This is a genomic window from Ruegeria sp. E5, assembly GCF_056534105.1.
Window position 1 is genome coordinate 303,885 of record NZ_JBQFPA010000001.1, and the last position, 22,551, is coordinate 326,435.

Genomic DNA, 22,551 nt, shown 5'->3' on the forward strand with positions numbered 1-22,551 from the left:
TGTGATGATCAAGACAGCGCTACTCAGCGGAACATGTATCGCGCTTGTGGCCTCGGCGGCCGCAGCTGAAATCAAGGTGGGCTTTATTGGATCTCTTTCCTCAGACACCGGTCTGTCGACGCTGCGTGGTGCAGAGATCGCGATTGAAGAGCTTAATGCGAATGGCGGCGTTATGGGGGAACAGATCACGCTGGTGTCTGCCGATACCGGTCAGGACCCGACTGAAGGTGTGCGGGCCTATGAATATCTGGCGGAAACCGAGGAAGTAGATTTCATCATCTCAGGCTCTATCGATGATGTTTCGCTGGGCTGGCTGCCGCGAATGCAGGAATACCGGATACCGACGCTGGACACGTGGACGTCATATATCGGCATCATCGACATGGTGGTCGAAGATCCCGAAAGCATGGCACCATATTTCATGAACATCGCCTCAGACGAGGCGCTTGCCACGCTTTATATCAATTTCGGTGCGGATGTTCTGAAGGAAAAGATGGGTTGGGATTCCGTTGTCATTCTGGCTGAGGATACGGCATTTGGCGAAGCGATCACCGGATTGGTGACCGAGGCGCTTGCGCCGGTTGCGGGGATCGAGGTCAAGGACATCATCACCTATGATGTTGCCACCGTTGATTTCGCGCCGATCTTCAGCCGCGCGCAGGATACAGGGGCGGATTTCATCTACCAGGTCTCATCCGTAAATTCTCAGGTGGTCTCGTCGCAATATGTGAAACTGCAGGTGCCCATGGCGATGACAGGCGTGAACGTAGCTGCATTGGGTATGGAATATTGGGAAGACACTGGCGGAGCCGGGGGCGGCATCTCGACCCTGTCACCGATCCCGTCTGTAGGGTTCAAACTTGACCCGGCAAGCCAGACCTTTGTCGACACCTATCAGGCCAAGTATGACAGCCGCCCACTGCTGCCGCATTTCAATGGGTTCAACGCCTATCACGGGCTGAAGCAGGCCATGGCTGCCGCGGAAGAGGCGGGTGGCTTCGACAATGTCGAAGGCTGGGCCGATGCCATGAAGAAGCAGGATCTGGTTCTTGAGATGGGTGGTCAGCTTTGGCTGCGCTATGCCTTCTGGGGCGATGATGAGGTCGAGCCTGTGACAGGCCGCACCTATCCCCACAACATTCGCTTTGATCTTTCCGAGCCGTTTGATGATGCGGCCCCGTCAATGGTCGTGGTCCAGTGGTACGAAGACGGCACTGCCGCAGTTGTGTACCCCGAGAAATACGCGACGGGCGAGTTCACGCTGCCCAGCTGGGTAAAGCCATAAACCTGCCCCAACCATAGCTTGAAACGGGTGCGCGGCGACGCGCACTCGCAGCCAAGGATCCACACATGTTGCAGATACTGATTCAGGGGCTTTTGCTCAGCGGTCTCTACGCGCTCATCGCTATGGGGTTCACGCTGATCTTCAGCATAGGCCGCGTTCTGAATCTCGCCTATGGCGCCTATCTGATGGTCGGCGGCTACATTTACTTCTGGATATCGCAGTCACTTGGTATGCCTAAGCTTATGGGGGTTGCCGTGGCCGCTGCGCTGGGTGTGCTGATGGGAGTTCTGAAGTACCGTTTGATTGTCAAAACGCTCAAAGGGGATCACGTGGCCGTCGAGATTTCGACGCTGATCCTTGCGGTCGTCATTCAGGCCGGGATCGTTTTGGTCTTTGGCGACAGCAGCAAAATCCTTTTGCCGATTGTTCCCGGGGTGATCAATGTGGCCGGGGCCTCGGTCACGTATAACATCCTGATTGCAACCCTTATTAGCTGGGCAATTCTGCTAGGGCTCTATGCCTTTGTGCGGCTCACACATACCGGACGGGCGATGCAGGCGGTGTCGATGGATGCTAAAGGCGCTGCAATTTCCGGGATCGATCCGGATCGCATCAATCTGATCACCTGGGGTATCTCTGGCGCATTGGGCGCAATCGGAGGCGTCTTCTTTGCCAGCTACACTCAGCTATCGCCATCCATGTGGGTGGCTCCGCTAATCATTTCGGTGGCTGTGGTTATCGTTGGCGGGATCGGATCGATCCTGGGCACTTTGGTGGTGGCGCATATTGTGGGCTTCCTCGAAGTCATCGTTGTGGCGACGCTTGCACCTGAGTTGCGCGGTGTTTTCACGATGCTGTTGATCATCGGGGTGCTGGTCACGCGACCGCAGGGCCTGTTCGGCCGAGAGGAGCTGTGACGATGGGGCTACGCTGGTTTCACTTTGCACTCTGGGGTGGCTTGATCGTCGGAATGTTCCTGCTTCCGCAATTCGTCTCGAACGGGACGATGCGCACGATGATCTTTGCCAACTACCTGGCGATCTTCGCTATCAGCTGGGACGTGTTGTCTGGCCGAACAGGCTATGTGAGCTTTGGTCATCCGTTCCTGATCGGTATCGGGGCCTACACCACGGCAATCCTGACCAAGCGCTTTGACGTCGCTGTCGAAATCTCGATCCCGATCGCCGTACTTGTTACCATGATCGCAGGCCTATTGGTGCTGCTTCCAGCGCTGCGTATACGTGGAAGTTATTTTGCGCTCGTCACGCTGGCGTTCATGGAGTTGCTCTACCAACTGGTTCAGGTCATTCGCCCGGATCTGACTGGCGGAACGCGCGGCATGTCGGGTATTCAAACTCTGACGCGCGGCGCGGCGAACGGGTATTACCTGTCCACGACGCTGATGTTGGCAATCGCCGTCAGCATGTGGCTTTTGATGAAGACGCGACTAGGTACGGCCTTGTCTGCCATCGGAATGAACGAGGAAAGTGTGCGCGGTTCGGGCCTCAGCACCACGCGCCTCAAAGCTTTTGCCTTTCTGACAAGTGCGATGATCGCGGGCTTGGGTGGTGCCTTCTACGTTCACTATCTGGGATCGCTCGCGCCGCGTGCGTTGTTTGATATTAACTTCCTGTTCACAATCATCGTTGCGGCACTTCTGGGGGGAACCTCGACCATCATTGGCCCCATGATCGGCGCGTTCTTCATGACATTCCTGTTGGAGTATCTGCGACCGGTCCTTCCTGGCGCCGAACGGTATTTCGTCTACGGAGCCATAGCGCTGCTCCTCTATATGTATCAGCCGAAAGGCATTGTTGAGCTGGTTCGGCGTGGTTTCAAAGGCCTGGGCAAGGGGCGGACGACATGAGCGTGGCGTTACAGGTTTCAGGTCTGGTAAAACGTTTCGGCGGATTAGTCGCGACGAATGATCTTTCGTTCTCTCTCAAAGAGGGCGAGTCGCTTGGCTTGATCGGTCCCAACGGGGCAGGCAAGACGACCGTGTTCAGCCAGATCATGGGTGAGTTGCGGCAAAACGGCGGAACGATCGAACTGTTCGGGCAGGAGATTTCGACACTGTCGACGCCACAACGCATTCGGGCCGGGGTCAGCCGAACCTATCAGATCCCACGCCCGTTTGGTGATATGAGCGTTGCCGAAAATATCCGGGTTGGCCTAATGCCCGACAATATCTGGCAGATGATCGTCTCACCCCCAGATAAAGAACGTGAGCGAGAGCTTGCGCTCAGCGTCGGGTTTACAGAAGCGGATTTGAAACGCGCGCCAACAGAACTGGCCATGGGTGATCTGCGTAAACTTGAGATGGCGCGCACAATGGCAACCGTGCCCAAGGTGATGCTGCTGGATGAAGTGTTTGCGGGTCTCACCACAGGAGAGATCGCCCAAATCTCTGATCTCATTCAGTCGATGCGCAAAGATGGGATGACTTTTCTGATCGTCAGCCATGATTTGCCTGCGCTTGAGCCATTGGTCGACCGCGCGATCGCCATTGAACGGGGCACGATGATTGCCGAGGGCTCGTTCAGCGAAGTCATGAACGACAAGGCTGTTCAGGCCTCGTATCTGGGGGGCGCGTAATGTCGTATCTGGAAATCGAAAACCTGTCGGCATTCTATGGCAAGGCGCAAGCTCTGACCGACATCTCGATCACCGTCCAACCCGGTGAGATTGTCGCTGTGGTGGGTCCAAATGGGGCTGGAAAATCGACCTTGCTGGACAGCATCATGGGGCTAGTCAAAATCGAGGGCGATATCCGGCTCAGGGGGCACAGCCTTGCCGGTCGGACGCCTTCCGAAATTGTACGGCATGGCGTGGGTTATGCGCCCGAACGCTTCAACCTGTTTCCCTATATGTCAGTGCGTGACAACCTAATGGTCGGTGCCTTCACGGCCCGCGAGGACATCCAGAGCAATCTGGCAATGGTACACAGCCTGTTCCCGCGTCTCGAAGAGAGGGAAGGGCAGGAGACCTCGACCCAGTCGGGCGGGGAACGTCAGATGGTCTCGTTCGGACGCGCGCTGATGACCAGCCCCGAGCTGTTGCTCGTCGACGAACCGACGATTGGTCTGGCCCCAAAAATCTGTCACGAAATCGCCGAGGTGGTGCGCAAGCTCAACAAGGAATACGGGCTGACAGTTGTAATCACCGAGCAAAACGCCAATTTCGCGCTTTCGCTTGCGAGCCGGATTTACGTGCTCGAGTCAGGACGCATGCAGACATCAGGCACCGCAGACGAGTTGCGGAATGATAAGCGATTGCTCGAGGCTTACTTTGGCGGTCACTAAAAGCCGCTCAAAAGCGGTAAGTCGCGCCAATCAGTGGACCGGATTGGTCGAACTTGAAATCGTTTCCGTCGATGTCGTGGTCGAATGAGATATAGCGGTATCCACCGCGGATCAGCCAACGATCATTAATCGCATAGTCGGCTGTCAGCAGAACCTGCCATGTCTCGCTGCCACTGCGGAAGCCGCCATAGTCTACAAACCCAGTTCCTGACCATTTGTCCGAGAACTTGACGCGTGCGCGGGCCCCGATCAAGGGATCGGTCCAGCTTGAATCAACCGTTGTTCGACGGCCGGGGGCCGCGCCTGGTTGCAATTCAAAGTCGGTTTCCGTGCTGAACCACCTGAATCCACCGACAATATCCACATTCGCGGTTTGATCCTCGTAGACCCTGTATCCGACATAGCCGCTGAGAAATTGCGTGGTAAAGGATGTGTCCAAGCCTGAGCTGGCAGGGCCGGGAGTGTCGCTGCTGAAAGACAGATTGGTATAGTTATAGTCGGCCAACAGGGACCACCGGCCATTTGTGGCGGCAAACGCGGCCATGAAAGCAAAATCGAGATTGTCCAACGCATCGGAAAAACTCAGGGTGCCATCCAGTGTACCCATCGGTGTGCTGAGTGAGGTCTCAGTTTCCGGCATGAAAAGATAGATTGAGGCCTCATATGACCAGTCCGACTGTTGGGCCAAGGCCATTGGTGCCATCGAACCTGCCATTGCGAGGCCAAGAGCCAATCCTGTCCACTTTACTGTCACATCCATTTTCCGTCTCCCGCCAAGAACCTTGAATTGATTTCTATTGTCGCCTCATGCCAACCTAGCCAGGCGCATTGTTCGTTCCTTCATGCTGCCACGTCTTCGGATTTGCCTGCGCCGTCACCGACACGATTGATATCGGTGCTGGGAAAAAACTCGGACCAGACATGCCAGAACACGCCTGCGCGCAGCGTTTCGACCCGTTGTAGTTGGCCCTGATCAGACATTCCCCAAAAGTCACATTGGGTCACGGGTTGACCGCTGTCATTGTACCAAACGCCCAAGCTTTCAAATTTCGGATCGAGGCTGACGACGATATCCCGCCCGCCGACACGCGCGTTGACGATCCAATCGTTGTCGACAACGAAATCGTCGGTCCAGCAGGTGGCATCCTGTCCGATTGTGATCCCCCAGACATAGGTCTTGTTGGGTAATCGGTCATCCGATCGATCCATGTTGTCCATTACAGGAGCGTCCTCCTGATGCTGACGGCCAATGCCCCAGCCGAACGTGATCTCGGTCATCATGTCCAGCAGCCGCAGCAAGGGGTTTGGGGAGGGTTTGTTCAAAAACACCTCGCCTTCCGGGAAAGCCTTTTGAAATCCACGGAAAGTCATCCGATAGGTTGGCCAGGGTGTCATCTGCGCTTCGGGCCGCAGAGGGCACGCGAGACCGTCTGCATTTGTGTCACGATCCGCTTCGCGAAAACCGTATATGTGCTGGATGGGCTCGCCAGTATCGTTGTCCCGCAGGATCAGGTTGTTGCCATGCTGGGCGAGAACCTCAAGGTTCAGCCGTTTGCCTTCGATGCTTGGCGCATAGCCCTGACCGAGATTGGCCATGGCGCAATAGGTCATCACGACGTCTTCTCCGCCCAGCCCTTTGTCGTCGCCCGCCAAATGTGGGCGCATGATTTGTGCATCAGGATGGGCTCGGGCATGGCCGTCATTCTCAATCACCATCACGGGGGCAGTCGGCCCGACATATTTGCGGGCCTCGTCGATGGGAAAATACTGCGCGTCATTTAGCTGATTTCTCAGACCTAGATGAACCCAGACAAAGGGAAAGCCATAGAGAAGTAGAACAAATAAAGCGGCAATGAGCCAAAGCCAGAACGGCCCGGCTCCCAGGGCGAAATGCGCGAGCGTTGCGAGAGCAAATGCGCCCAACCCGATGGCAATCAAGCGGTATTCATTGCGGATGAAACGCACCATATTCTCGCGCTTTACCTTCAACAGCATCTGGGACACGTCGCCCAAATCACGGAAATAGACGAATCCGATCCCGAGTGATCCGATTAAACCCAGTGCGAATAGGAGTAATCCAAGCATGTGATGATCCTAGAAACTTGAGTGAATGACGACGGCGACACCGTGCTACTGCTGCGGGGATTGGCTTTTGATCAGGAAAGCCTCGACCGCTTGTTGGGTTTCGGGGCGCAGGTTCTCGATCCCTTCATAGGGCACGCCATACGCGGGCGGCGTGTCGGGGAATTTCTCTTTGCGGGCCATGTGTCGGCCAAGGATGCGTGCGAATTCCTGCCCGCCCCAGGCGCCAACCTCGGTCGAGACTGAATATTCCTCGCGCGTGTCCCGGTAGAGATCAAAGAACTTTGCCAGAATGGCGCTTTCCCCGGCTCCCGGCAGCTTCAGCTTAAGCTGGTCCTTCACGATCGCCTCGGGTTTGTTCACCGAATAGATGATCACGTGATCTCTGCGCGCTTTGGCTTCGTCCGCAAACAATAGCGCTGCGGATTGATCGACGCCATCCACCAGACGATCTCGCGGGATGTATTGCTCGGCCCCCGCAAAACGTGAAAGCGTTGTATAAAGGTCCGACACGTGAATGATGCTGTTCAGCAAACCATCTGCCTGAATCATCCCCGGCCAGCGAATAAAGGCATCGACCCGAACACCGCCCTCGGTCGTATCCCCTTTGCCACCAGCATATATCATCGGAGTATAGCCCGATTGCGGGGCGTATTTGGTAAAGTGGCCGTTGTCCCCCATAACGATGACGATGGTATTCTCGCTGACCCCCAACTCTGCCATGCTGGCGAACAAATCACCCAGCCATTGATCCAAAAGTTGCATCTTGTCGACATAGAGACCGCCATTCGCGCTTTCGGGACCAGAGCGTCCGGCGCGGGTATTATCCAGAGGGATCATCGGCCAATATTGCAGGAAGAAGGGGGTATCGTCGCTGGCAAGACGTTCAAGCTCAGACAAGGTTTTGTCCTGAAAGGCTTGGTTCATCTCATCGTATTTGGCCGCATTCCAGCGCTCCCCTGACTCCATCCGAATTTCGCGAATTGGACCGCCTGTTTCGCCTTCGATGACGGTCATCATCGCTGAGGCGTCCGGCCTGAACCAACCGTCCAGCGTGTATTTGTCATCATAATCTCTGATCGCGACCGAGACCTGCTCTTTGATTGCATCATCATTGAAAATCGTCAGCTGACCCTGCTGGTGAATGGCGTGTTGCGCATAGTCAAAGCCTTGGTTCATCGCCCAACTTTCCGCGATATCCCCCATGTGCCACTTGCCAACATGGCTGGTTGCGTAGCCAACCTGTTTCAGCACTTCGGCCAATGTCACTTCTGCCCCCGGCAGGCCAAAGCCGGCAATATCAACGGTGGTATCTCCCATTCCCATGCGTACAGGCAGCCGCCCTGTCATTTGGGCGACGCGAGTAGGGGTGCAAGAGGGTTCGGTATACATCCGAACCATGCGCATCGCGTCGTCGGAGAAATCGTTGATATTCGGCGTCGAATAACCCCGAACGGCGTTCAACTCGGGTATCCCCATGTCGCCGAATCCCAGATCATCGATCAGAACGCTGATGATGTTCGGTGGCTTACCGTTGTTGCCTTCGCGAAATGCAGCCAGGGCTTCATCCACAGCCATATCATCCTGGGCCCATTGCTCTGCGCGCTGTGCTTGCAAGATATAGAATTCGGCATCGTGTTGGATTGGGTTTTCTTGCGCGAACGTGCTGCGCGCGGCAAGGCTGACGAATAAAACCAATACCCCTGAAATCTTCATTCGATATCCCCCGATCGTGTACTGGGCGGAACGCAAACACTCCTGCCGCTGATTTCACATTAAAACATTATCATATTTAAACAGGAATTTCTGTAACCTTCACTGCTGCCAGCTGGTGAACACATCGCGAGCCAGTTCAGATTCCGGGCGCAGGTTGTCGATGCCCTCGTAGGGGATGCCGCGCCCGATTTCGGAATGCGGGTGTTTCGCGATCATCTTCTGATGGCGTTTGATCATGTCCTGAAACGACGCTCCGGCCCAAAGTGAGTAACCGACCAAAGGGTGCAGTTCGCGTGGATCACGATAGATGTTGAAGGTCGGGGCCGCCGCTCCGGGTTGGCCGGGCGCGGGCAGGTGCATTTTGAATTCCTGCTTGACCACCGAGCGCAAAACCGGGCCTTCATAGACATATACATAATCGCGGCGACCGTTGCCTTCACCGTTCAGCAGCAGGGCGGTCTGATCGACACCATCGATGATGCGGTCGCGCGGGATATGATCAGTCGCGCCTGCGATCCGAGCCATTGTGGTATAGATATCAGACACATGAATGATATCTCCGGCGGCGCTGTCAGCCTCGATTACTCCGGGCCAGCGAATGAATGCATCCGTGCGTACGCCACCTTCCAGATGTTGTGTCTTACCGCCACGATAGATCAGTTGATTGAGCCCCGAAGTTCCTTCGTAGTGGTACATCAGTCCATTGTCGGCCATCAAAACCACAATCGTGTTGTCGGCTTCTCCGGTTTCTTCGAGCTTGACCAGCAGGTCACCGATCCAGCCATCCAGTAGTTGCAGTTTGTCAGCATGAAACCCGCCGTTGCGAGAGATCGCGTTCTCGGAATAAACGAAATTCAGCGGGTAGAGCGGCCAATATTGCAGGAAAAACGGTTCTTCCTCGGCTGCGGCACGCTCCAATTGCTCAAGAGCCTGACGCTGATACCTCTCGTTCATCGCTTCATACTTGGCTTGGGTCCAGACCTCGCCCGGTGACATATCCACCTCTCGGGCGGTGCCGCCTGCTTCTGCCTCGACACCAGTCACCAGTCCGTAGGGTTTGAAACGCTCATCCAGCAGAAACTGATTGTTCTGCCCCTCGGGCACGTATCCGAGCATGTTATTCGCGCGCATCGCCTCGGGGGTCATGAGGCTCAGTTGAACTTGTTGATGCAGGGGGAAGGCGGCCCAATCGAAACCTTGGTTGTGGGGGTAGGCCTGTTCGATGTCACCTTGGTGCCACTTGCCAACATGCACGGTGTTGTAGCCAACCTCTTTTAGGATCTCGGGCAGGGTCACCTCGCTGGCTGGAAGGCCTTCGCCTACCAGAGCCACTTTGACTTCTGTCACACCGGCACGCACCGGATGTCGCCCGGTCAGCATCGCCGTTCGGGTCGGCGTGCACGAGGGTTCCGTGTACATTCGCATCAGCGACAAACCTTCGGTGGCGAACTGGTTGATGCTGGGCGTTTCGATGCCCATGACGTAGTTCATCTTGCGATCACCCATCTGACCAAAGCTGATGTCGTCGATCAGGATGTACAGGATATTGGGTGGTTTGCCCCCGTTTGCGTCGCGGATTTCGGCCAGTTTCGCGTCAATCTCAATGTCCTGGGCATCCCAGACCGTGCCGAACTGGGCACGCAGAAATTCGAACTCACCATCGTGAATAATCGGGTTCTGTTGGGCATATGCCGAACCTGCAGTCAGGATTAGCGCGGGTAAAATGTGTTTCAGGGTCATTTCAAGCCTTTCGTTTTATCCATATGCCCAGGCGTACCCGGAACGTCTGACAGCTTTGCTTCGATAGAGCTTCGCAAATCAGTAACGGTTTCCGCCAGATCCGCGAGGTACCGAGGGCGAACGCCCGTGTCGGAAAGAGGAGACTGTGCCAGCTCGGTCATCATCTCCTGATAATCGAGGCAAATCCGGTCGAACTCACTGTCTTGGGCGCGCATGTTTCGCAGCAGAACGGAGGTTCCCGGGAATTGTGCGTCAAAGAAGTCTTCTTCGTCCATCCGCGTTGCCTTCGTGGAAATTGCTCATAAAGTATGCATTCCCTAGAATATGACTTGAACGTATTAAGCCGCATGCTACCGTAGCACCATGGGGTCAAGCCGTTGTCATGAAAGGATAGTTCTTGACTGCCCGGGCGGATAACAAACAACGTGACACAGCGCCTTCTTTCTCGGATGAGGAGGTGCGAAGTGCTCTTGAGCGGGTATTGAACTCAGGTGGCTTCAAAGGATCTGCCCGAATGCGGGCCTTTCTTAGCTATGTCGTGACCGAAGCGCTTGCGGGCCGCAAGGATGAGATCCGCGCCAAGACCATTGCCATGGATGTTTATGGTTACAGCGCCGACGACTTGACCAAGCGGGAAGGGGTTGTGCGCGTCGATGCGGGTCGTGTCCGGCGAAAGCTAAAAGCTTACTACGGAGGTGATGGCGCAACTGATGCGGTGGTGATTTCGCTGCCTGTCGGTAGCTATGCACCCGAATTTACGCTGGGGAGTTCGCAAGCCCAGAACCCACAGGGCATTCGGCGAAGCGCGTTGGTCATCGCGTTCTTTCTGGCTTTGATTGGCGTAGGCACCTGGGTATCAGGCTATTATTCAAAGAATGAGCCACGCAGCACTGTGGGCCGAGGGCAAAGCGCGATTTATGACGTATCTCCCGCCCGGGTAGAAGCGATAAACCTTTGCAGTGCTGGCCGCGATGTGATGTTCCCCGTCGTTGACCTATCGCGTCTGCAACCGGCTTTGCTGATTTTTGAGACGGCGATTGAACGAGATCCACTCTTTTACTGTGGCTATGCCGGAGCGGCACAGGTCGAGACCATGCTGGCCATTTTGTTGTTCTTTGAACCGGATGCAGAAAAGTATTTGAAGTCTGCCGATGAAAAAAGCGCCCATGCGATGGATATCGCACCTGATGAGGCTTGGGCGCTTTCGGCGCGGGCCTGGCTGGAATTTGCACTGGGCAATTACGATCGGGCATCAGCCCGGTCTCGCAGAGCCGTTGATCTGGCCCCCACCGATCCGCATGTCGCTGAGTTCGATGCACTTATTTCACTCTATACTCTGAATTTCGAGCGGATCCTGTCGCAATCTGAATGGTATGAAGAGCTTGCGGAACGCAGCGGCGGGCTTGTCTTTGGCAATGTACTAGGGTCTGCGCATTTTCATACCGGAGACTATGCAGCGGCGATCCGAACTTACGAGGACACGATCGAGCGCGGAGGACCATTTGGGCCGATATCAGCGGCCTATCTGATGGCCGCGCATTGGAACAATGGCGAACAAGTCGAGGCACGGCGTCTCGCCAATGTTTACCAGAAAACTTGGCCTGGTTTTCCGCTGGAGGCCCTGAAACGCCGCGTATTCAAAGAGTCGCAACCGGTTGATGCGCTTATTGCAGGCGTGAGGGCAGCGGGAGTCCCATTGATCGACGGCGGGACCGCCCGCGAAAGTGATTGACTGGCAGGGTCTTATTCGTCCTGTGCGACCAGACCCAAACCGCGCAGATAGATTCCAATTCCGCTCTCCAGAAGGTCTTCAGGCGGGAAGGGGGAACTTGCGCCGGTATTGCGTGCGAAAAGTTCGACAACACCATGGCTCATGGCCCAGATATGGGCGCTGAACATCGAAGCGGGCGGACGCTTCTCCGGCGGAATATGCTGCGACAGATCGCTGGCGGCCTTTTCAAGCACGTTTTTGGCCCGGTTCGCGGCCAGCGCCAGTTCCGGTGTACGATTGATTGAAATCCCGCTTTCGAACATCGCAATATAATAGCCGGGGTGCTTGCGGGCAAAGGCCAGATAGGCGCGGCCCGTGGCCTCAAACGCCGCAAGTGCCGAGGGTTGCCCTTTGTCATAGGCAAATTGCATCAGGTCGGCGAACATCTCAAACCCCTGCCGCGCAGCCTCGGCGATCAGGTCCTCACGCCCTTCGAAATGGCGATAAACGGCGGCAGGAGTGACCCCAGCGGTCTTTGCGGCCTCTGACAATGTAAAACCGGTCGGTCCCTTCTGTTCGATCAGGGATAAGGCGGCCTCCATCAAGGCTTGCTTTAGGTTTCCGTGGTGATATCCGCGTTTCGTCATCCCGGCCTCAGGCGCGTTTTATTATATATATGCAGCGGCTAGGGCCTAATCCAGCATAGGCTGAGCAGAGTGTTGCAATTAGCTTATGCATCCCAGATTTCCGGACCACCACTGATCTTTTCATCCGGCATGCCCACCACTTCCAGGTTTTTGCCTTCGTAGTCGAGTTGGCTTAGCACGGTGCGAATGGCTGCCAGCCGGGCGCGTTTCTTGTCATCTGATCGAATGATCGTCCAAGGGCAGTTTTCGGAATGGCTTCGTGTAAGGGTTTCGGTAATCGACTGGCTGTATTCGTCCCATTTGTGTAGGCCTGCGATGTCGATCGGGCTGAGTTTCCACTGCTTCAGAGGGTCGGTTTCGCGGGCAAGAAAGCGGTTAAGCTGCTCGGCGCGCCCGACATTCAGCCAGAACTTGAAGATATGTATGCCATCGTTGCTAAACCCGGTTTCCAAGGGCAGGACCTGCCTGAAAAAACGTTCACGCTCTTCCGTCGTGCAGAAGCCAAAGACATTTTCGACAACGCCCCGATTATACCAACTGCGATCAAAAAACACGATTTCACCAGCCGATGGGAGATGAGAGATATAGCGTTGGAAATACCATTGGCTGCGTTCTGCGTCCGAGGGTTTGCTAAGCGCCACGTTCCGCGCGCCCCTTGGGTTCAAATTCTCGCGGAACCTTTTGATGGTTCCGCCTTTGCCAGCGGCGTCACGGCCCTCGAACAGGATAGCGATGCGCTGGTCGTTCTCCTTGACCCATCGCTGCATCTTGACCAGCTCAATCTGCAGACCTTCCATCTGCTGATCGTATTCCTTGCCTTTAAGCTTTTTGGAGTAGGGGTAGGTCGGGTTCAGAATTTCACCCTTCTTGGCCTCTTCAATAGCCGAGCGTATGGATCTTGGGGCGTGGTTGTGAAAATAGTTCTCGATAGTGTCCGGGTCTGATTGGGTCATGCACGCCTCGCCATAAAATCCATATCTTACTATGAATTACGGATGGACTTAACGCAAACCCGCGCGCTCGGCTGCGCGGTCGATTGCGGCGGCAACCTCTGGGGCGGCCACAACCTGCGGCATGTGTCCTATGCCGTCCAATTCGATCAGCTCAGCGCCGGGAATCTGTTCGATCAGGCGCTCGGAATGCCAGCCCAGCCCGACAGTCGTATCCGCCGTACCGTGGACAATTTCGGTTGGCACGGAGATCTCGCCATAGCGGGGTTGAAGCTCGGTGATTTCATCCAGCAGATTTGCACGCTGTTTGGCATTTGCGTGCATCGAAGACTGGCGCATGGTCAAGCCCGGCCCGAAATGCTCGGCATATCCTTCGGGGGCTTTCTGCGGTGCAAACACCTGGTCCAATGCCTTCGTAACAAACCAGTCAGGAACAAATGCGCTGACCAAAGGCAAGGCAAGGGCGTTGCCCGCTGTCGTCGCACCAATAGTGTTGAACGCGTCCAGAGGTGTTTCCCACGGGATCGCCGCCGGAGCGATCAGGACCAAAGCTGTGATGTTGTCGGGCCGGGTGACAGCCCAGGCAAGCGAAACCGAACCGCCATAGCTTTGCCCGGCGACGATCGGTTTTTCTGTGCCTAGTTTCGATGCGGCCCGTTGTAGGATTTCCGCTTGTTCGACAATGGTTTCGCCGTCGGAGTTAAAGCTATCTGAATATCCAAGACCCGGGCGGTCAAAGACGATGACGCGATAGGTCTCGGCCAGAATTGGGGCCAGCGCAAAAGTCATGTCGCGCGTGTTTCCGCTGGACCCGTGGATAAGCACCACATCCGGCCCTACGCCCATCACGACGGCATGCACAGCAACGCCATCGACATCGACGATCTGGCCTTCTGGCGGAAACGAAGCCTCGGCGCTGCTTTCACGCTGCGCGCTGCGCCATGCGGTCACAAGGGCGAGACCCACAAGCGCAACGCTGAGCGATATCAAAAGCTTACTGGCCAATTTTACTCATATCAAACGGGGTTGTCTGGTAAATTTCATTGATCCAGTTACCATAAAGCAGATGCGCGTGACTGCGCCACCTGTTCTGAGGGTTCTGGCTTGGATCATCGTCGGGATAGTAGTTGATAGGCACATTAATCGGCGTGTTATTTGCGATGTCCCGGTCATATTCCTGTTTAAGCGTATCGCTGTCATACTCAAAGTGATTGAAGATATAGAGCGCCCGATGCACGGGATCTTCGATCAGGCAGGGGCCGACATCATCACTGCCAAGCAAAGTGATCAGATCAGGAACCGCATCGATCTCGTATTGCCGCATCTCGGTCCAGCGGCTAACGGGTATCACGCAATCATCAGAAAAACCACGCAAAAATGGAGACGCGGGTGCAAGGTTCCGGTGCCGGAAGCAGCCAAAGGCCTTCGCATCCAGCATGTGTTTTTCAACGTCGTGGAAATGGTTGATCATCGCCATACCACCCCAGCATACGCCAAATGTGGAATGCACATTGGTCTGGGTCCACTCAAACACTTCGCGGATTTCATCCCAATAGGTGACGTCAGCGAAATCCAGATGTTCGATTGGTGCACCGGTTATGATCAGGCCGTCGAACTTCTGGTTCTTCACCTCCTGAAACGGATGGTAGAACTCGGCCATATGCTCGGCGGCGGTATTCTTAGTCTGATGTTCCGTCATGCGGATTAGAGACAGCTCAATCTGCAGCGGGGTCGCTCCGATCAGGCGTGCGAACTGGTTTTCGGTCTGTATCTTCTTTGGCATCAGGTTCAAAAGCCCGATCCGAAGGGGGCGAATATCCTGCCGTGCGGCCTGATCATCAGCCATGACCATGACGCCCTCATTTGTCAGGACTTCAAAGGCGGGCAGGTCAGAGGGGATTTTGATCGGCATTTGGTCACGCTGTTGAAACTGCGAAGGAAGTCTGGAACTTAGGCGGGGTTGGGGCGGGTCTCAAGGGTGCGTTCGATCAACTCATCGAAATCGCCACTATCCCGCACTTTGGCGATGTCATCGGCTGCTATTGTAACGCCCCAATTTCGGGCCATCGCTTCATAGCGTGGCTGCCGGTGCGCCAGCGCTTGCGCATAGGTCCAGCGGATGAATGCATCCGGATCAACCTTGGTGCCGGAACACTTGTTTAGGGCGAGGTATTCGTCCCAAACCCGCTGCAGGAACTCGGCCTTATAGGACATAGGCTTTGGTGCCTTGTCGAAGCGTTTGATCAGTTCTTCAGTGTGGGCTTCATCGCCCTTGATCCAGATCATCAGGGTCTGGCGCGACAATTCGGTCAGAATGTGGTCATTTGGATTTTCAGGCTCTACCCATTCGCAGATTGACCCGCCGGTATCGCAGATAAAGTGTGGATAGCAATAAAGACGATTGGCCCGGTCTATGAAATACTTGGTATCCAACAAGGCATGGATTTCGGCCTGCCGAAACTGGTCTTGCCGCAGCTGATATTCCGAGATTTCAAGGCCGCCCAGATCGGGATTGCCCGGCTTGCCCAGATAAGTCGACACCGGGGTCAGGTTCTGAAACGTGATGTTCGACCCGATATATATTGAATCCGACAGCAAAAGCTCGCGGAGAAAGGGTACTTTCATCGCCTCAGCCTTGGCATTGTCCGCGATATGTTCGCCCATATAGCGGGTGCCGATGCGGTAATCGATTGAATAGTGGAACCAGTCCCCGGCATCTCGCAGCGTGTTTGAGACATAGGATTTTCCCAACCCGGACATACCGAAGAACAACACCTTCTTTCGCGCAGCCTGACGCCAGTCCGTTGCCGAGTTGTAGATCATAATCCGCCGTCCCTTGTTTTGCCCTAGCTAAAACGGGCCGCTGGCGGCGTCAATCGCGTCGGCGAGATCGGCTGAGGATGAGCAAGCCGATCGCCAGTACCGTAAAACCAATAAAAGCACGTGGTGGCAAAGCTTCATCGCGCACCAAAGCACCCATTAGGATTGCGATTGGCGGAATGATGAGCGTTACGAGCAGAACATTGCCGCTGCCTGCTTGTTGCAGCACCCGATAGTACAGCAAATAGGCTCCGGCTGTTGCCAGCAGGGCGTAATAGGCGATTGCCAGCCAGGTTTGCAGGGGCAGGGTGAAGGTCGGAACTCCATCGACCAACAACATAACAGGCGTCATCAGGATCGCAGATCCGGTCAACATACCTGCCGCGGCGATCTGAGGGGGAAGGGCGCTCATGTGGATGCGAGCCCAGATGGCTGCAAACGCATAAGAAAGCGTCCCAGCCAGGATCGCAACCTGACCCAGGTTGCTTGGGTTTAGGTTGCTAAACTGTCTGAGGCCAATTGTGATTGAAACGCCCAGAAACCCAAGCCCTACGCCAAGGAGGCGGGTTTTGGTCAACCTCTCGTCGCGAAAAAACAAGGCCGCCAGAAGGACGCCGAAGATCGCGGTGGCAGCGTTCAGAATCGATGTCAGCCCAGTTTCGACATAGAGCTGTCCCCAGGCCATAAGCGAGAATGGCAGGACATTGTTCAACAGCCCCATGATCAGAAAAATACCCCAGACCTTCGGATCGCTCGGGACCGGTTGGCGTTGAAAGATGATGACGATCCACAACGCCAGCGCTGCCCAAAAAACCCTGTGGAAAACTGATGTTATGACGGGAATCGTATCAAGTGCGATTCGGATCGCTAGGAATGACATTCCCCAAATGACACCAAGCAGTATCAATTCGGACCAAGTGCGAGCTGTGAGTGTTTTCTGAGAAGTCATGGCTTGTTCTGGCATCTCTCAATCAGCATATCGACCCGGAACATGCGAAAAAGCCCCACCGAGATGGCGGGGCTTAATATGCACATTTGCATCTGCTTTAGTTCAGCGCGTAAGTCACCTGAATACCAACGCTCCATGCGCTGTTGCCAGTGAACGTGGCACGGTTATCGGGGCCAGTACCGTTGGCAGTGGCATCCCCAATATCCGTATAGCGTACACCACCGGAAATCTTGGCCTTTTCAAGAGAGTAAGTGCCGCCCAGACCGATACTCCAGAACCCATCCGTCGGGCCTAGGTTCGAGACCGAGTTCCCCTGAGAGCTCTCGTAACCCAGCGTTACCGCGCCAGAGAATTCTTCGCTGAACTGATAGCCGAGACCCAGTGAGTAGGTCCATGTCGCTTCTTCGTAGTCGACCAGGTTAATACCTGTCAGACCAGTATAGACCGGCGGCGCGTACACGGTTTGCGGCCAGTCAACCCAACGGATCGAACCAAACAACAGGGTTTTTGGCGCGACACCTGTCTGGAAATCGAGATTGACCGATTGAGGCGTCACAACCTCGGTCGATGAATCAGCGCTGACGCGACCCACGACGGGTATGCCGGGTGGAACAATTCCCGTGATGGCATCGTTCGCTTCGGTCTGCGATAGATCATGTGTGATTTTCGAGTTATAGGTCAGAGCGACCCGTGCGGCGATATCTGGCCGTTCCCAAGCAACACCGACAACGTAACCGAAATCGATCTCGGCATCGGTTTCAACGCGGTATCCGCCGGACGCGAATGGTGTTGTGCTTGCACCAGCGATCGGAACTGAAACACTTGCTTTCAGACGCTGGGCGCGTAGACCACCGATAACACTGAAGCCACCATCCAATTTGTAGCGAAGCAAAGCCGTGATCGCATCGGTATCTGCTTTTGCGCGAAGCACGTCAGTTGTTGCTCCGGGAAGACCTGCCAGAGCCAAGACATTCTGCGACAAGGGATAATCCGAAGAATAGTCGATATCCGCGCCAAACGGCTCGTCATAAACCAGCGCGAAGTCGAGCTTTTCGGTCAAAGAAGTCTTGTATGCCAGATGCGGTGTGAAAAAGCTGTTCGAGACATTGCCCGAGTCAATCGTTTCCCCAAACGTCGGGCTGGTCGGGATTTGATCCTCCATCGACCCGCTTACGTCCGGCTTTGTATACCCAAGCCGAAACTGCACGACAGATCCCTCTTCGAACAGGATGTTAACACCTTGCCCACTTCGGTCTAGGCCGCCGGCCTGCGCCGCGGTTGCCCCAATGCACAACGCGCATGTGTGCAACAACACTCGTTTCATATATTCCTCCCTACACTGTCCAAATTGCCTGTTATACGCATCCTCATTGGGCGTATTCGGCCTCGTTACCGCTTTTTACTGTCTTAAACTTTAAAATTGGGTCAACCGGTGACGGAGCGTTATTCAGCAAAATAGCTCTATGCGGGTGTTGCTGAATTGCTACGGTTCTCGGACCAAACGTTCAGGAAAATCCCGGCAAAGATCACCACGGCCCCCAGCAGCGTCCAGTGATCCAGCGGCTCGTGATAAAGGACCATCCCGAGGATCGCGATGGTCGGAAGGCGTGCAAAATCAAACGGCACGACCACGGTCGCAGGCGCGATGGCCAGGGCATTGGTAATACAGTAGTGGGCCAATAGGCCTGCCAAGCCGACAAGCAAAAGAAGCGGCGCAGTCGTTAAGGTTGGAAGTGTTATTTGCCCATCCAGACCTGATGCAACCAGACCCAAACCGGCCTGCATCAAAGTAAGCCAGAACATAATGCATCCGATGCTGGCTATGCGTGTTAAGGACTTGGTCGATATTGCTGTTAACGCGAAGAAAATCGCAGATGCGGCCGCAGCAATAACGCCGGGACTAAGTGTGGCGGCCCCTGGACGGGCCACAATGAGAATCCCAGCAAATCCGATCAGGGCTGCGGTCAGACGCAAAGCGGTCAACCTCTCGTGCAGCAGCAGTGGGGACAGCAGGATCACCCAGATGGGCTGAGTGAATTCGAGCGCGAAGACCTGCGCCAACGGGATCACCGTTACTGCATAGAACCACAGGTTCTGCCCGGTGAAATGCAACACGTTCCGAATACCATGCAAACCAAGACGTTTGGTGGTTACCTGATGCCATTTGCGTGAAGCCGAGAGGACGATTGCCACCACGCAGATACCCACTAGGCTGCGATAGAACATGATCTCAAAGGTGTCGTGCGTCACGCTCAGCTCGCGGCCGGCAATGGCCATCGATGTGAATGAGGCGATCGCCCCTGTCATCCACAGCGCCGCCTTACCGATCTGCATTTTATTGCTGTTCATGAGATCTCTTACATGTGCCGTGGTGCAACGGGCTGAATAGATTGCGTTTTACCCGATGAAGCAAGGCTAAATGTACGTCTGGCCGTCTATGATCGCTTTGGGTGAGCGGCTTAGATGATGCCAGTATTCTGACGCGAACCCGCAAATAAAAGGGGTTCTTAGCCGTTCGGCGTGCTGGCACTGATACTCAGGTGGTTGGCAGAGCTTTGCTGACCGAATCGCCGTTCAAGACGTATCGAGCACCGGTATGAGGGCAGGTAACCTCACCACGACCAGTGAGAGGTAAATCCAACTGCTCGCCATACTCGCTCATCCAGCCAATCTGTTTTGCAGCGACGCCCACCATCAGTGCGTATGGCTTCACGTCAGCATTAACAACGGCACCTGCGCCGATAAACGCGTATTCCCCGATTGTGGCACCGCAAACGATCGTGCAATTGGCGCCCAGCGTGGCCCCTTTCTTTACCAGAGTATTGCGGTATTCGGCCTTTCGTTCGATCAATGAACGCGGGTTGTACACATTCGTGAACACCATGCTCGGCCCACAGAATACGCCGTCTTCCAGCGTAATGTTGTCATAGATCGAAACGTTGTTCTGAATTTTGCAATCGTCGCCAATTATGACCTTGTTCCCAACGAAGACATTCTGCCCGAGTGAAACATTTCGGCCCAGCTTGGCGCCTCCGCAGATGTGCACCCAATGCCAGATTCGGCAGCCATCTCCGATCTGCGCGCCTTCATCGACGATTGCCGTTTCATGTACTGAGTAGTTGCTCATCGAATTGTCCTTCTCCCGTCAAATGCGGTGCATTTCAGCACTGCCGAGGGGGAATAATCATTCCCATTCAATCGTTCCGGGAGGTTTCGAGGTGATGTCGTACGTGCATCGGTTGATGCCCTTGACTTCGTTGATGATACGCGTGGCGGTTTCACCGAGGAATTCGTGGCTGAACGGATAGTAGTCCGCTGTCATGCCATCGACGGATGTGACCGCGCGGAGGGCGCAGGCATAATCGTATGTTCGTCCATCCCCCATGACACCGACCGTGCGCACCGGAAGAATGGCGACAAAGGCCTGCCAAATCTCATCATACAGACCATGTTTGCGAATCTGGTCGATATAGATGGCATCGGCTTCGCGCAGGATCTCGAGCTTTTCGCGGGTGATCTCACCCGGACAGCGGATGGCAAGGCCGGGGCCGGGGAAGGGATGGCGACCGATGAAGCTGTCGGGCAGGCCCAACTCGCGGCCCAACGCGCGGACCTCGTCCTTGAAGAGTTCACGCAGAGGCTCGACCAGCTTCAGGCCCATCTTTTCAGGCAGGCCACCCACATTGTGGTGCGATTTGATGGTCACAGATGGACCGCCTGAAAACGACACGGATTCAATCACATCTGGATACAAGGTGCCCTGAGCAAGGAACTCGGCGCCGTCGATTGTGTCGGCGTGTTTCTGGAACACGTCGATGAACAGCTTGCCGATAATCTTGCGCTTGGTCTCTGGATCGGATTGACCATCAAGTTCACCCAGGAACAGTTCGCTTTCGTCCGCGTGGATCAACTGGATGTTGTAATTGTCGCGGAACATGCCGACGACTTCGGCAGCCTCGTTCTTGCGTAGCAGCCCATGGTCGACAAACACGCAGGTCAGCTGATCGCCAATCGCCTCATGTATCAGGATCGCCGCAACCGAGCTGTCGACACCGCCAGACAAGCCACAAATGACTTTTTTGTCCCCGACCTGTTCGCGGATCTTGCGGATCATCTCGTCCCGATAAGCCCCCATGGTCCAATCGCCCTTGAACCCTGCCAGTTTGACAAAATTCTCATAGAGCTTTGCACCCTTGGGTGTGTGATGAACCTCGGGGTGAAATTGCACCGCATAGAAATGACGCGAGGCGTCGGCCGTGATGGCATACGGCGCGTTGGGTGAAGTGCCGAACACCTCAAAACCCGGAGCGATTTCGCTGACATGATCGCCGTGGCTCATCCAGACCTGCTCGTCACCTTCGGCGAACCAGCCATCGAGGATATCAAGCCGATTATTCGGAGTAACAAATGCGCGGCCAAATTCTGCGGTGCCGTGCCCGCTTTCAACCTTGCCGCCCAGTTGATGCATCATCACCTGCTGACCATAGCAGATGCCCAGGATCGGCACGCCGTAGTAAAAAATCTCTTGCGGGGCGCGGGGTGAACCCTCGCGCGTAACACTGTCAGGGCCGCCCGAAAAAATGACGGCCTTGGGCGCCATCTCTCGCACGAAATCCATCGTGACGTTCTGGTAGGGGTGGATTTCGCAATAGACGTTCAGTTCGCGCAAGCGGCGGGCAATAAGCTGCGTCACCTGGCTGCCGAAGTCGATGATCAAAAGGCGGTCATGGCTGTCTTGGGTCATGATTGGCTATTAGGTCGCAAGCCTTGCTTGTGCAAGCGTAATGACGTCAATTCAGCGAGGAGGCTGATACGTGACCACCATAAAACTCAGAACTGCCGAACGAAGCGACGCCAAGTCGATACAAGTTTGTATCGCAAGCGCTTATGCCGATGCGATGAGAGACATTGCCGATCTGCCGGATGTTGCGTCTGGTATCGAGGAAGAGATCGCAGAGCATCAGGTCGTCATTGCTGAAGTGGACGGTGCACTTCTCGGTGTCATCATATTCGATCAACAGGCCGAGGCCGTGATGATATTCAATCTCGCCGTTTCGCCAGAGGCTCAGGGCAAGGGTATTGCGCGACAACTGCTTGCAGTTGCTGAAGCTAAGGCCGTTGAGGCCGGGCTTTCAGTCCTGCGCTTGCGGACACATCGGCTGATGCGTGCAACCCGCGAAATGTACACTCATCTGGAGTGGGTTGAGGTCGAGGTGTCAGGAAACACTGTCGTTATGCAGAAAAAGGCAAAGTAGTAACCGACAGACATATGTCGCAGCGGCCCGCGGTTCATGTCGCTTTTACCTCTAGAGCGCCGTAAACTACCTGTGGCGAAGTTTGCCGTTCATG

Annotated in this window: 22 protein-coding genes; 7 read left to right on the forward strand and 15 right to left on the reverse strand. The window is 55.2% G+C overall.

Translation table 11 applies throughout. From position 1 onward, the window contains the following. The first annotated feature begins 4 nt into the window (after nucleotides 1-4). The 5 genes from ACR0BI_RS01540 (at nucleotide 5) to ACR0BI_RS01560 (ending at nucleotide 4,587) form a co-directional block, all read left to right on the forward strand. Complete coding sequence (locus ACR0BI_RS01540; protein WP_480561595.1) at nucleotides 5-1,285, forward strand: ABC transporter substrate-binding protein; 1,281 nt, start codon at nucleotides 5-7, stop codon at nucleotides 1,283-1,285. Between the two features lie 65 nt (nucleotides 1,286-1,350). After that, entirely contained in the window at nucleotides 1,351-2,202 is an 852-nt protein-coding gene (locus ACR0BI_RS01545; protein ID WP_170510277.1) for a branched-chain amino acid ABC transporter permease, read from the forward strand. 2 nt (nucleotides 2,203-2,204) lie between these two features. Then, nucleotides 2,205-3,152 (forward strand): branched-chain amino acid ABC transporter permease, encoded by a 948-nt coding sequence (locus tag ACR0BI_RS01550; protein ID WP_170393268.1) that lies wholly within the window; start codon nucleotides 2,205-2,207, stop codon nucleotides 3,150-3,152. Continuing rightward, the gene (locus ACR0BI_RS01555) at nucleotides 3,149-3,880 is read left to right on the forward strand and encodes an ABC transporter ATP-binding protein (protein WP_480561593.1); all 732 of its coding nucleotides are present in this window, start codon (nucleotides 3,149-3,151) and stop codon (nucleotides 3,878-3,880) included. The genes ACR0BI_RS01550 and ACR0BI_RS01555 overlap by 4 nt, the downstream gene beginning before the upstream one ends. Further along, nucleotides 3,880-4,587 carry an ABC transporter ATP-binding protein gene (locus ACR0BI_RS01560; RefSeq protein WP_170393266.1) on the forward strand — a complete coding sequence of 236 codons (708 nt, stop codon included), beginning with the start codon at nucleotides 3,880-3,882 and terminating at the stop codon, nucleotides 4,585-4,587. The genes ACR0BI_RS01555 and ACR0BI_RS01560 overlap by 1 nt, the downstream gene beginning before the upstream one ends. A gap of 7 nt (nucleotides 4,588-4,594) precedes the next feature. On the opposite strand, the gene ACR0BI_RS01565 is transcribed toward ACR0BI_RS01560, so the two are convergent. From ACR0BI_RS01565 to ACR0BI_RS01585, 5 genes are all read right to left on the reverse strand, one after another. Then, entirely contained in the window at nucleotides 4,595-5,347 is a 753-nt protein-coding gene (locus ACR0BI_RS01565) for an outer membrane protein (RefSeq protein ID WP_480561591.1), read from the reverse strand. Between the two features lie 80 nt (nucleotides 5,348-5,427). Continuing rightward, nucleotides 5,428-6,672: a DUF3179 domain-containing (seleno)protein gene (locus ACR0BI_RS01570; protein ID WP_480561590.1), complete on the reverse strand. Its 1,245-nt coding sequence runs from the start codon at nucleotides 6,670-6,672 to the stop codon at nucleotides 5,428-5,430. A 45-nt stretch (nucleotides 6,673-6,717) separates the two neighbouring features. Next, complete coding sequence (locus tag ACR0BI_RS01575) at nucleotides 6,718-8,385, reverse strand: sulfatase-like hydrolase/transferase (RefSeq protein ID WP_480561589.1); 1,668 nt, start codon at nucleotides 8,383-8,385, stop codon at nucleotides 6,718-6,720. 99 nt (nucleotides 8,386-8,484) lie between these two features. Next, nucleotides 8,485-10,125, reverse strand: a complete 1,641-nt coding sequence (locus ACR0BI_RS01580) for a sulfatase-like hydrolase/transferase (RefSeq protein WP_480561587.1) — start codon at nucleotides 10,123-10,125, stop codon at nucleotides 8,485-8,487. Beyond that, nucleotides 10,122-10,400: a hypothetical protein gene (locus ACR0BI_RS01585; RefSeq protein WP_170817692.1), complete on the reverse strand. Its 279-nt coding sequence runs from the start codon at nucleotides 10,398-10,400 to the stop codon at nucleotides 10,122-10,124. The genes ACR0BI_RS01580 and ACR0BI_RS01585 overlap by 4 nt, the downstream gene beginning before the upstream one ends. Before the next feature lie 239 nt (nucleotides 10,401-10,639). Here ACR0BI_RS01585 and ACR0BI_RS01590 point away from each other — a divergent pair, with 239 nt between their 5' ends. Further along, nucleotides 10,640-11,857: a tetratricopeptide repeat protein gene (locus tag ACR0BI_RS01590; RefSeq protein ID WP_480561586.1), complete on the forward strand. Its 1,218-nt coding sequence runs from the start codon at nucleotides 10,640-10,642 to the stop codon at nucleotides 11,855-11,857. Nucleotides 11,858-11,868: 11 nt separating this feature from the next. On the opposite strand, the gene ACR0BI_RS01595 is transcribed toward ACR0BI_RS01590, so the two are convergent. From ACR0BI_RS01595 to guaA, 10 genes are all read right to left on the reverse strand, one after another. Next, nucleotides 11,869-12,483, reverse strand: coding sequence for a TetR/AcrR family transcriptional regulator (locus ACR0BI_RS01595; RefSeq protein WP_170393260.1), 615 nt, complete (start codon nucleotides 12,481-12,483; stop codon nucleotides 11,869-11,871). An 83-nt stretch (nucleotides 12,484-12,566) separates the two neighbouring features. Next, on the reverse strand, nucleotides 12,567-13,436 hold the full coding sequence (gene ppk2, locus ACR0BI_RS01600) for a polyphosphate kinase 2 (protein ID WP_170662364.1): 870 nt from the start codon (nucleotides 13,434-13,436) through the stop codon (nucleotides 12,567-12,569). Between the two features lie 48 nt (nucleotides 13,437-13,484). Then, complete coding sequence (locus ACR0BI_RS01605) at nucleotides 13,485-14,438, reverse strand: alpha/beta fold hydrolase (RefSeq protein WP_480561584.1); 954 nt, start codon at nucleotides 14,436-14,438, stop codon at nucleotides 13,485-13,487. Next, nucleotides 14,428-15,345 carry a homoserine O-acetyltransferase MetA gene (metA, locus tag ACR0BI_RS01610; RefSeq protein ID WP_170610376.1) on the reverse strand — a complete coding sequence of 306 codons (918 nt, stop codon included), beginning with the start codon at nucleotides 15,343-15,345 and terminating at the stop codon, nucleotides 14,428-14,430. The genes ACR0BI_RS01605 and metA overlap by 11 nt, the downstream gene beginning before the upstream one ends. Before the next feature lie 38 nt (nucleotides 15,346-15,383). Next, nucleotides 15,384-16,256 carry an ATPase gene (locus ACR0BI_RS01615; RefSeq protein WP_170625984.1) on the reverse strand — a complete coding sequence of 291 codons (873 nt, stop codon included), beginning with the start codon at nucleotides 16,254-16,256 and terminating at the stop codon, nucleotides 15,384-15,386. Nucleotides 16,257-16,305: 49 nt separating this feature from the next. After that, on the reverse strand, nucleotides 16,306-17,217 hold the full coding sequence (locus ACR0BI_RS01620; protein WP_480569467.1) for a DMT family transporter: 912 nt from the start codon (nucleotides 17,215-17,217) through the stop codon (nucleotides 16,306-16,308). An 82-nt stretch (nucleotides 17,218-17,299) separates the two neighbouring features. After that, nucleotides 17,300-18,526, reverse strand: a complete 1,227-nt coding sequence (locus tag ACR0BI_RS01625; RefSeq protein WP_170393255.1) for an OmpP1/FadL family transporter — start codon at nucleotides 18,524-18,526, stop codon at nucleotides 17,300-17,302. Nucleotides 18,527-18,663: 137 nt separating this feature from the next. Beyond that, nucleotides 18,664-19,551 (reverse strand): DMT family transporter, encoded by an 888-nt coding sequence (locus tag ACR0BI_RS01630; RefSeq protein WP_170645961.1) that lies wholly within the window; start codon nucleotides 19,549-19,551, stop codon nucleotides 18,664-18,666. A 187-nt stretch (nucleotides 19,552-19,738) separates the two neighbouring features. Beyond that, complete coding sequence (locus tag ACR0BI_RS01635) at nucleotides 19,739-20,329, reverse strand: acyltransferase (RefSeq protein ID WP_170393253.1); 591 nt, start codon at nucleotides 20,327-20,329, stop codon at nucleotides 19,739-19,741. Nucleotides 20,330-20,386: 57 nt separating this feature from the next. Continuing rightward, nucleotides 20,387-21,946, reverse strand: a complete 1,560-nt coding sequence (guaA, locus tag ACR0BI_RS01640; protein ID WP_480561582.1) for a glutamine-hydrolyzing GMP synthase — start codon at nucleotides 21,944-21,946, stop codon at nucleotides 20,387-20,389. 70 nt (nucleotides 21,947-22,016) lie between these two features. On the opposite strand from guaA, the gene ACR0BI_RS01645 reads away from it, so the two are divergent. Further along, nucleotides 22,017-22,457: a GNAT family N-acetyltransferase gene (locus tag ACR0BI_RS01645; protein ID WP_480561580.1), complete on the forward strand. Its 441-nt coding sequence runs from the start codon at nucleotides 22,017-22,019 to the stop codon at nucleotides 22,455-22,457. Nucleotides 22,458-22,551 lie beyond the last annotated feature (94 nt).